Genomic DNA, 10,051 nt, shown 5'->3' with positions numbered 1-10,051 from the left:
CTATCGCGGTTATCCCATCGAACAGCTTGCGGAAAAAAGCAATTATCTCGAAGTGGCGTACCTGCTCATCAACGGCGAGCTGCCCACCGAAGACGCGCCCAAGGATTGGGCCCACCATATCACCCATCACACGTTATTGCACGAGAACACCAAAAAATTCATGGAAGGATTCCACCATGACGCCCATCCCATGGGCATGCTCATCAGCACGGTGGCGGCGTTATCAACATTTTATCCGGATGCCAAAAATATTCGCAATGCTGAAACGCGTAAACTGCAAATCTATCGCTTGATCGGAAAAATGCCGACGATTGCGGGTTACGCTTATCGCCATCGCATGGGCTTGCCGTATGTTTACCCGGACAACGAATTGAGTTATACCGGCAATTTCCTCAACATGATGTTTAAAATGACGGAGCTGAAATACAAACCCAATCCGGTGTTGGAGCGTGCGTTGGATATTTTATTCATCCTGCATGCGGATCATGAGCAGAATTGCAGCGCCAACGTGATGCGCAGCATCGGCAGCTCGCTGGCGGATCCGTTTTCCGCGATGGCGGGCGCGGCCGCGGCATTGTACGGCCCGCTGCATGGCGGCGCCAATGAAGAAGTGCTGAGCATGCTGCGCGAGATTGGCACCAAGGACAAAGTGCCGGATTTCATCAAACGCGTGAAAGCAGGAGAGGGGCGGCTCATGGGCTTTGGCCACCGCATTTACAAAAACTATGATCCGCGCGCCAAGATTATCAAAGAGACCGCGGACCAGGTTTTCGAAGTCACCGGCCGCAGCCCGTTGCTCGACATTGCCCTGGAGTTGGAACGTATCGCGCTGCAGGATGATTATTTCGTCAAGCGCAAACTCTATCCCAATGTCGATTTTTACTCCGGCATTATTTATCAGGCCATGGGCTTTCCGACCGATGCGTTTACCGTGCTGTTTGCTATTCCGCGTACTGCCGGCTGGATTGCGCAATGGCAGGAAATGCTGCTCGATGCCGAGCAAAAGATCGCGCGTCCGCGCCAGGTTTATCTCGGTGCGGAAAAACGTAACTATGTGCCCATCGAGAAACGGGTATAACCTCACAGGATCATTGGAGTGATGGAGCCTGCGGAAGATGGATGAGGCAGGAGCGAAAGCTGTGTTGGTTTCTGTGCGACCCTCCATGACGCAAGACTCCATCATTCCGAATTTTCGAGGAGTCTGACATGTCGGTCAAAAAAATTCTCATGCTGGTGGGAGACTTCGTCGAAGATTACGAAGTCATGGTTCCTTTTCAAATGTTGACTATGGTCGGCCATCACGTGGACGCCGTATGTCCCGGCAAGAAAAGCGGCGAAAAAGTCCGCACTGCGATTCACGATTTTGAAGGCGATCAAACCTACAGTGAAAAGCCCGGACACGGCTTCACGCTTAACGCGACGTTCGACAAAATCCGGCCGGAAAATTACGATGCGTTGGTGATTCCCGGCGGCCGCGCGCCGGAGTATCTCCGCATGAACGAAAAAGTCGTTGCCGCCGTGCAGCATTTTGCCAAAGCCAACAAACCGATTGCCGCGATTTGCCACGGCGCGCAGCTTCTGGCAGCGGCGAATGTTATTGCAGGCAAAACCATTTCGGCATATCCGGCCGTTAGAGCGGAAGTTTTGCTCGCCGGCGCCAAATGGGGCGAAGTCAACAGCACATTTACCAACGCACACGTCGACGGCATTTTTGTTACCGCGGCAGCCTGGCCGGCGCATCCGGAATGGATGCGAAAATTCTTGGAAGTGTTGGAAACCAAAATCATCCCCTGAAGTGAAGGACGCATGTTTTTGGCGGAGGGCTGGAATGTTGGATTTAGGGCGAGCCGTAACCTGCCGGCAACGCTGAAATCCAGTAAGCAATCAATCCAAACCAACCGCAAAGGAGCACTCTCATGGCACGCGTCATGGTAATTGATGACGAGGCCAATCTACGCCTGCTCTATCGCCATGAGCTGGGAAGTGAAGGTTATGATGTGGTTCTGACCGAATCGGAAGCAGAAGCCCTTGCAAAGCTGGAACAGGAAAAGATAGACGCCGTCGTATTGGACCTCCGGCTGTGGGATCATTGGGGCATTGACCTGCTTGATGAAATCCTGGCAAAGCAGCGTCATGTTCCCATTATTATCAACACCGCTTACGGCCAGTTGCGCAATAACTTCCATTTGTGGGGCGCAGATGCCTTTGTCACCAAGTCTTCGGATTTGTCGGAATTGAAAGCTGCACTGGCGCGTGTGATGGCCAGCCGGAACTGAGGAGCACCTTAGGATCGTCATTCAAATAACTTACGCATTTTCTTTAAACCGCTAAATGGCCGCTAATGCTTTTTAATTCGCGAGGATTCGCGTCTATTCGCGGTTGGAGATTGGGAAAGTTATTTAATCGTCGATCCTTAAAGCCGCCAGGCGGGTGGCGGTCGTTTTTTGAAGGGAGCGCAGCTTTTATGAAAATTTCCGTTGTCGGCGCAGGCAACGTCGGCGCGACCACGGCGTTGCTGCTCGCACAAAAACGGCTCGGCGACATCGTGCTGGTTGATATTGTTTCCGGCATGCCGGAAGGCAAAGCGCTGGACATGGCCGAAGCCAGTCCGGTCGATCGCTTTGACAGCACTATCGCCGGCACGACACAGGTAGAGGATGTGATGGATTCCGAGGTTATCGTGATGGCCGCCGGTTGGGCGCGCCAGCCCGGCATGACGCGCCTGGATTTGCTCGTGAAGAACGCCGAAATCGTGACGACGGCCATGCGCCAAATCGCGGAGCTGGCGCCGCACGCTATTGTCGTGATGGTAACGAATCCCCTTGATGTGATGAGCTATGTTGCTTGGAAAGTTAGTGGCTTTCCCAAGCAGCGCGTCATGGGCATGGCGGGACTTCTGGACGCTGCACGTTTTCGCTATTTTATGGCAACGGCGCTCAACGTATCCGTAGAAGACACGCAGGCCATGGTACTCGGCGGTCACGGCGACGCCATGGTACCGTTGGTGCGCTATGCCACGGTTTCCGGCATTCCACTCACGCAATTGTTGCCGGCCAGCACCATCGAAAAGCTGGTCGAGCGCACGCGCGACGCCGGTACGGAAATCGTGAAACTGCTCAAAGCCCGCAGCGCTTATTATGCTCCGGCGGCTGCCACAGCGCAAATGGTGGAAGCGATTGTGCGCGATGAACGCCGGGTGTTGCCCGCCTCCGTTTTGCTCGAAGGAGAATACGGGCTGCACGGGGTTTTCATCGGTGTGCCGATTGTTTTGGGAAGCAATGGCATTGAAAAAATTGTTGAACTCGAGCTGACAGCCGAGGAACACGAAGCGTTGCGCTTGTCAGCAGCAGAAGCGCATGAAGGCATACGGGAATGGGAGAAAGGAGTCCAAACCAGCGGTCACAGCGAGACTTGAGTCTTTTAAGAAGGCGAGATAAAATAGCATGGAGATTTTTTACTTTGTGATATTGCAGCAGCAAATATTCGCGGAGCAAGATTAGCTCTTCTGTTTTATCCCACCTCCTTCAAGTTGTATGCGGCAAGGAGGTCAGGCCATGAATTGTTTATCCTCTTCAATCGTTTTGTTGGTATTGCCTGCCACAGGTGCAACACCAGCGGGGAGCAAAACACCTCAAACCAAAAGTCCCTGCGGGGATCCTGCCAATCCGAATGAAATATCTGCCTCGGATGATGAGTTCACACACAACCTTAAACCCTATGACGTCATGATCCGTAGCGCGACGCGCTGGCGGGAACAATGCGCGGAGCCGCCGCCTTGAGGTCTGTCCGAGCTTTTTTAGAGCTATCATGACGCTTTGAATTAAAATATTTGCCACCCACGAATTTAAATGAGGAGAATTCTCCGATGAAAACTTTTGTGCGCACGTTGTTCTGGCTTTGCATGTCTCTGGCCGGCGTCGTTCACGCTATGGACGATTGGACTGCAAAAAATCCCGCAACAAAACCCTCGCTGCGATTTAATCATGACATGGCTTATATCGGTGGCGATCAGGTGCTGCTATTTGGCGGAATCCTGACAAGTTTTTCATCTGACGGTGAAACTTGGGTCTATGACCTTAACGATAATGCCTGGACGCAGAAAGCCCCAGCCGCAAGCCCCTCACCGCGTGAAAGCCATGCGATGGCGTATATTGGCGGGGACCAGGTTTTGTTGTTTGGCGGGTACACCGGCGTTTACAGCAATGATACCTGGCTTTATGATCTGAGCGAGAATACCTGGACGCAAAGATTCCCCAGCGCCAGTCCCTCGGGACGAGTCGAGCATGGAATGGTATATCTTGGCGATGATCAGTTGCTGTTGTTTGGTGGGGTGAATATCGGCGGTAGCAGAGACAATGAGACCTGGATTTATGACCTCAGCGATAACGCCTGGTCGCAGAAATTCCCGCCCACAAGCCCATCGCCGCGATATGATCAGGCCATGGCGTATATCGGTGATGATCAAGTACTGCTATTCGGCGGGTATGAAGAAAACGATGAAACGTGGGTCTATGACGTCAGCGATAACGCCTGGACGCAGAAATTGCCAGCCTCTAGCCCCGCGGCGCAATTCGAGCATGCGATGGCTTATTTCGGCGGTGATCAAGTACTGTTGTTTGGCTGGAATTTTGTCTTCGGTATCGACGGAGAGACTTGGGTTTATGATCTCAGCGATAACACATGGATGAAACAGAGCCCGTCAGCCAGTCCGACCGCGCGTGTAGAACATGCCATGGCCGACATTGGCAGCAATCGTGTGCTGCTTTTTGGCGGATACGACGGTGAATTCGATGATGAGACCTGGCTCTATGAACAGGGGCCTGAAGTAAAATCTTTCGTCTTCCTCGCCGACAAAATCACCCTCAAACGCACCAAACAAGACGCGCCCGCGGGAGACATGCATTCCAACGGCACGCTCACCGTGGAGAAAGGCGATCCGAGCACTTACAACTCCAACCTCACGGCCGTGGGTAAGATTACGATTCTCAAAGAGAACACCATTAACGGCGACGTCACCTCGGCCACGGCGATCAGCAATTCTGGCACGATCAACGGCACACGCACGATCGGGCCGGTCAATATCGAGCCGTTGCCGTGCTTGAGTTATTCCGCGGGCGGCGCAAACAAAACTGTTCCTAGCGGCGGAGTGCTTGCGTTGCCGCCCGGTTCATACAACGTCGTTACGCTGAAAAGCGGCGGCACGCTCAAGCTCACCAGCGGCGCGTATTTCATCAATGAGCTACGTTATAGCGGCTCCGAAGCCGTTATTGAGATCAATCTCGCCAGTGGTGAGGAAGCAACGATCAACGTCGTCAAGAAACTGCAATTGGGCAAAGAAGTCGCCATTCAACTGTTGCCCAATGGCGAGAGTGACAGCAAGCTCGTGACGTTCAACTCGCTGCAAAGCACGGCGGTGAGTCTCGGCAAAGAAGCGTATTGCCTCGGCAACTTCAACGCGCCGTATGCAAAAGTGGCGCTGGAGAAGAACAGCCAACTGCGCGGCGCTCTCTGTGCAAAAGAAATTTTGGTGGAACGCGATTGCTTGTTCCTGCCTCATGATTCGCCGAGTTCTTTGCCCGGGCCGGGCAATTTGCCAAAGGAATTCGACAGCAATGATCCTGAGGTCGCTGGCAATCAGGAACCGGTAACCGACTATCGGTTGGAACAGAATTATCCGAATCCCTTCAACCCTGAAACCGAGATTCGCTTTGCGCTGCCGGAGGCCAGCCAAGTTGTGGTGAGCATCTTCAACGTGCTCGGTGAAAAAATTCGTACGCTGGTGAATGCGTCCTACGAAGCGGGTTATCACAGCGTATTGTGGGATGGGAAAGACGAGTATGGCGACCCGGTCACAAGCGGCGTGTATCTCTATCAACTGCGTGCGGGCGAGTTCTCGCAGGTGAGGAAGATGAGCCTGATACGTTGAAAAAAACTCTGCTGTCTAAATCCCCTGCTTCTGTATTTCTTCAAACCATGTCGCCTCTATTTGGACTCGAAAAATGGAGGCGACATGAAAAATACGCAACGGCCATACGATGTGTGCTGTTCCGAACTTTAAATCAAAGAGGAGTGAAGTAAGATGAGGCCAAACAGATTCCACGGCTGGGCGATTGTTCTGTTCGCGATTACCCTGTTGGCGTTGTTCGGGTGCGAAAAGCTTGAGCAGGATTCACCTACTGGAGTTGATGCGACGATTGAAAATCACGATTTTGGGAAAGGTCCATTGCCCTCGATCCTTATTAGCCCGCCTGACATCGTCGTCACTACCGCTTCCGATGTTGCTGATTTTGACGGAGCCCAGCAAGTGGGCGATTTGCCCGGCCCGGATGGCGTCGTCTCGTTGCGGGAAGCCATTACCGCGGCAAACAACTCTGCCGGTCCGAATGTGATTGGATTCAACATTCCGACCTCAGATGCGGGTTTTGATGGTTCTCTTTTTACCATACAGCCGCATCCTGAGCAGTTGCCGATTCTGGGAGATGATGGCACCACTATCGATGGCGCATCTCAAACCGCATTCACTGGCAATACGAATGCGGCAGGCCCCGAAATCTTCTTGGATGGAAACTTGATCGATCCGAATGCTTATTCGCACGGTATTGGCATAGGGTCAGCAGCGAATCATATTCACGGGTTGGCGATAGGAGGTTTCAGCATCGGCGTTGGCATTGGTGGTGATCGCGTGAATGATAACTTCATCACCGGTTGTTTCGTCGGCCTCGCACCGGATGGCGCAACCGCGCATCCTAATCGCATGTGGGGCATCTCTGCAGCCAACTTCATCTCCGGCATACGCATCGGCGGGCCAACGCCGGAGGAAAGAAACGTTCTTTCCGGCAATGACGGCTATGGCATTTTTTTCGCGAATTATTTGCAGCACGGCACGATTCAAAACAACTATATCGGTACGGATGCCAGCGGCTTAACTGCCTTACGCAACTGGTCCGGCATCATTATCACGGATCACTGCCAGGACGTTTTGATTCAGGACAATGTGATTTCCGGCAATCTTTATAAAGGCATCGGGCTGCGTTTGGCACATGATATTCGCATCGAAGGGAACCTCATCGGGCTGGATGCGCAAAAGAACGTGCTCGCCGGCAACCAGCAACAGGGCATCGCTGCCGATGGCGGGCAAGAGGTGGAAGTGATCTCGCGTCTCGCTATTGGAGGAGCAGCGCCGAGCCAATCTAACTTGATTGTCGGAAATCCTCAGGCCGGCATCGTGATCGGCGCGCAATTAACCGAGTCGCAGATAACCGGCAACACGATCACGCGCAATGGCACATCCGGGATCCATGTTTACGGCAGTGCGACTGCGAATACATTACTCATCTCGCGCAATTTGATTCACTCAAACTTTGGCGTCGGCGTTAGCGTTCTTGGACCTGGAAGCGGGTATTCCATTTCGCAAAATGCCATCTATGCCAACGACTGGTTAGGCATTGATCTGGCAGTCGATTACTGCTGTCAGGACGGCGTTACGCCCAATGACCCCGGTGATGGCGATACCGGCCCGAACAATTTGATGAATTTTCCCGTGTTGACTTCTGCGAAGGCGACGAACGGCAAGCTCATTGTCAAGGGAACGATTGATACGCCCAATCCTCGAAGCGTCACTATCGAATTCTTTGCGAACCCCGTTCCCAATCCGGGCGGCGATCCCTCGGGCTATGGCGAAGGCGCGATTTATTTGGGCAGTGCTCGACCGAATCCACAAGGGAAATTCACGGCGACATTGCCACCGGTTGCGCCCGGCACCTTGATTACCGCGACTGCGACCGATGCCGAAGGCAACACCTCAGAATTTGCCCTGAACCTAGCGGCAGCCGGGCCAGGTGACAAGTGAATTTGTTGACACGATGGCAAGCTCATGAAACGTGAATTTCATCATTCAGCCGCACTTCTGGCGGTGATCGCGCTCTTTTCTCTTGGCGCAAGCAGTGTGAGCTACGCCCAATCTCAGGAGCGGAGGAGTTTCTTTTGGTTGAATCTCGGAGTCGGTGGCACGGGTTTCGGCGGAGCTTATGGGTTGGGTCTAACTAGCCAGTTCGGCTTGCACCTCTTTTCGTTTCACGGCGCCACGGCTTACAACGTGGAAAGCTCGGAAGTTGGAACAGAGTTCAGCGTGCTGTACGGAATTGGCAGAAGAGGCGAAAAAGGTGCATTTTCTATTGCCGTAGGCGCCGGGAGGGTGGAGGGTAATCGTCACCATGGCGACTATTTGTATGACTTCGAACCCGTGCTGGGGTTTTCCGCTGAGACCCAAGTATTTGGAAGAATCGGGAAAAACGCCGGAATGGGTTTGTCAGTTCTGCTCAATTTGAACAAAGAGAAGAATCTTCCCGTGATTTTGTTATGTGTACAATTTGGTAGACTTTGGAGAAAAAGCGATGAACACGAAATTAGAAAATGACGAGCAAGATTTCGTCCGTGATCTTCTTGCGTGGGAACAACGCCGCCGCCCGTTGGAATGGCTGCTTTCGAATTTGGCGTTGGTGCTCGGGGGCGTGGTGATTTTGGTGACGATCTTCTACACGCTTCGGCATTTAACCGACCGCTTGGTGTTTTGGGTCACGGTCCCGGGTTTTCTGTTGGGCGTGGTGTTTGTGGGAATTTATTATTTTGGGGGCAAACGGATCAAAGAGCGCCATCGCGTGGCCGTGATTCTGAAAAAACTTATGGCATAATAGCGGGAATTTTTGTTCACTAAAGCTAAAGTCCGCATCATAAGCCAAGCCAGTTTCTACGCGATGAGGCAGAGCTTTTTCGCCATAGAAAATACAAACCGCTAATTATCATGAATAAGCGCGAATTTTTTACTCGCGTTAATTGGCGTCTATTCGCGGTTTAATTTTGTTTGATTGCGGCTCGGCGGCGTTGGGAATTCGTGAAATCAGGAGTCTGCATGAACCTCAAGAGTCTGATCGTTAATTTTGTTGTCACCTTCATCATCGCATTCGCCGTCACCGCGATTGCCACCCTGCTTTGGAATCTCGTTCAGAGCGGAACCGCAAATGTCGATTGGGCGACGTCGTTCCGTTTGGCACTCATACTCGGCATCGCTTTCCCGTTGGTGGAAGCAATGCGCGGCAAGTCAGAGAAAGAGAAAAAATGATCCTTGCAAACTTTTCTGAGCTTCGACAACAGGCGCAACAACACGGCCCGAAACGTGTGGCTGTGGTTATGGCTGATGATGAAGTCGCGTTGTCGGCGCTCGCGCAAGCAGCGGCATTGCAGATTGCGACTCCGGTACTGATTGGCGAAGAAGCGCGGATTCGCGAAAAGCTGGCGCATGTGGCAGAAAGCTCGTCATTGCGCCACGCTGTTTTTGTGCCGGCGCCAGATGCTCGGGCTGCAGCGCAAACCGCGGTTGCGCTTTGCCGCAACGGTGAGGCCGATATGCTGCTCAAAGGCCATTTGCGCACTGATCAACTTTTGCATGCCGTGCTTGACAAACAAAGCGGCCTGCGCACCGGCCGCCTGTTGAGCGATGTCTTGCTTTACGAAGACATGCTTTCCGGCGTACGCCGTCTCGTGGGCATCACAGACGGCGGCATCAACGTGTTGCCCACACTTGCGCAGAAGAAACAGATCATTCAAAACGCCGTTCTGGTGATGCACGCGCTGGGTTTTGCGCGCCCGCACATTGCCCTGATGAGTGCAACAGAAGCCGTAACCGAGGCGGTTCCGTCAACCATTGAGGCGCAGGCATTGTCTAACTTGGCGGCGAAAGGCGAGTTGGGTGAATGTGAAGTTTTTGGGCCGTTGGCGCTGGACAATGCTTTGTTGGAATCTGCCGCGCAAGCAAAAGGAATTGTCTCACCGGTTGCCGGGCATGCCGAGGTCATGGTCGTACCCAATATTGAAGCCGGCAATTTGCTTGGCAAAGCCGTGAAATATTTGGGCGGCTCTCCCTGCGCGCATGTCGTGGTCGGCGCGCAGGTTCCGATACTGATTCCCTCACGCGTCGAAAGCGCGGAAGATAAGCTCAATGCGGTGGCGTTGGGAGTGATTGTTTGCTCACGTTTGTAGTAACGCCTTCAGGCGC

At 53.1% G+C, this 10,051-nt stretch carries 10 protein-coding genes; all 10 read left to right on the top strand.

Features of this window, described 5'->3' with window-relative positions; genetic code table 11:
• The coding region (locus tag FBQ85_20135) for a citrate synthase (protein MDL1877445.1) at positions 1-1,078 on the top strand (1,078 nt) is incomplete at its 5' end.
• Between the two features lie 128 nt (positions 1,079-1,206).
• Positions 1,207-1,794 (top strand): DJ-1/PfpI family protein, encoded by a 588-nt coding sequence (locus FBQ85_20130; protein MDL1877444.1) that lies wholly within the window; start codon positions 1,207-1,209, stop codon positions 1,792-1,794.
• Between the two features lie 122 nt (positions 1,795-1,916).
• The gene (locus FBQ85_20125) at positions 1,917-2,276 is read left to right on the top strand and encodes a response regulator (GenBank protein MDL1877443.1); all 360 of its coding nucleotides are present in this window, start codon (positions 1,917-1,919) and stop codon (positions 2,274-2,276) included.
• 188 nt (positions 2,277-2,464) lie between these two features.
• Entirely contained in the window at positions 2,465-3,415 is a 951-nt protein-coding gene (gene mdh / locus FBQ85_20120; GenBank protein MDL1877442.1) for a malate dehydrogenase, read from the top strand.
• A 450-nt stretch (positions 3,416-3,865) separates the two neighbouring features.
• Entirely contained in the window at positions 3,866-5,926 is a 2,061-nt protein-coding gene (locus FBQ85_20115; protein MDL1877441.1) for a T9SS type A sorting domain-containing protein, read from the top strand.
• A gap of 153 nt (positions 5,927-6,079) precedes the next feature.
• Positions 6,080-7,849 carry a hypothetical protein gene (locus FBQ85_20110; protein ID MDL1877440.1) on the top strand — a complete coding sequence of 590 codons (1,770 nt, stop codon included), beginning with the start codon at positions 6,080-6,082 and terminating at the stop codon, positions 7,847-7,849.
• Positions 7,850-7,873: 24 nt separating this feature from the next.
• Positions 7,874-8,416, top strand: a complete 543-nt coding sequence (locus FBQ85_20105) for a hypothetical protein (protein MDL1877439.1) — start codon at positions 7,874-7,876, stop codon at positions 8,414-8,416.
• Positions 8,394-8,690: a hypothetical protein gene (locus FBQ85_20100; protein MDL1877438.1), complete on the top strand. Its 297-nt coding sequence runs from the start codon at positions 8,394-8,396 to the stop codon at positions 8,688-8,690. The genes FBQ85_20105 and FBQ85_20100 overlap by 23 nt, the downstream gene beginning before the upstream one ends.
• A 218-nt stretch (positions 8,691-8,908) precedes the next feature.
• Complete coding sequence (locus FBQ85_20095; protein MDL1877437.1) at positions 8,909-9,118, top strand: hypothetical protein; 210 nt, start codon at positions 8,909-8,911, stop codon at positions 9,116-9,118.
• Positions 9,115-10,035 (top strand): phosphate butyryltransferase, encoded by a 921-nt coding sequence (locus tag FBQ85_20090; protein MDL1877436.1) that lies wholly within the window; start codon positions 9,115-9,117, stop codon positions 10,033-10,035. The genes FBQ85_20095 and FBQ85_20090 overlap by 4 nt, the downstream gene beginning before the upstream one ends.
• The last annotated feature ends 16 nt before the right edge of the window (positions 10,036-10,051 follow it).

Source organism: Cytophagia bacterium CHB2 (assembly GCA_030263535.1).
GTDB lineage: Bacteria > Zhuqueibacterota > Zhuqueibacteria > Zhuqueibacterales > Zhuqueibacteraceae > Coneutiohabitans.
This window is presented reverse-complemented; position numbering and strand designations above follow the sequence as displayed.

Bases quoted from the DNA above. Each gene is read 5' to 3' on its own strand.
- FBQ85_20095 (MDL1877437.1), top strand. From the start codon at position 8,909: ATGAACCTCAAGAGTCTGATCGTTAATTTTGTTGTCACCTTCATCATC.
- FBQ85_20115 (MDL1877441.1), top strand. From the start codon at position 3,866: ATGAAAACTTTTGTGCGCACGTTGTTCTGGCTTTGCATGTCTCTGGCC.
- mdh (MDL1877442.1), top strand. From the start codon at position 2,465: ATGAAAATTTCCGTTGTCGGCGCAGGCAACGTCGGCGCGACCACGGCG.
- FBQ85_20130 (MDL1877444.1), top strand. From the start codon at position 1,207: ATGTCGGTCAAAAAAATTCTCATGCTGGTGGGAGACTTCGTCGAAGAT.
- FBQ85_20110 (MDL1877440.1), top strand. From the start codon at position 6,080: ATGAGGCCAAACAGATTCCACGGCTGGGCGATTGTTCTGTTCGCGATT.
- FBQ85_20100 (MDL1877438.1), top strand. From the start codon at position 8,394: ATGAACACGAAATTAGAAAATGACGAGCAAGATTTCGTCCGTGATCTT.
- FBQ85_20090 (MDL1877436.1), top strand. From the start codon at position 9,115: ATGATCCTTGCAAACTTTTCTGAGCTTCGACAACAGGCGCAACAACAC.
- FBQ85_20125 (MDL1877443.1), top strand. From the start codon at position 1,917: ATGGCACGCGTCATGGTAATTGATGACGAGGCCAATCTACGCCTGCTC.
- FBQ85_20105 (MDL1877439.1), top strand. From the start codon at position 7,874: ATGAAACGTGAATTTCATCATTCAGCCGCACTTCTGGCGGTGATCGCG.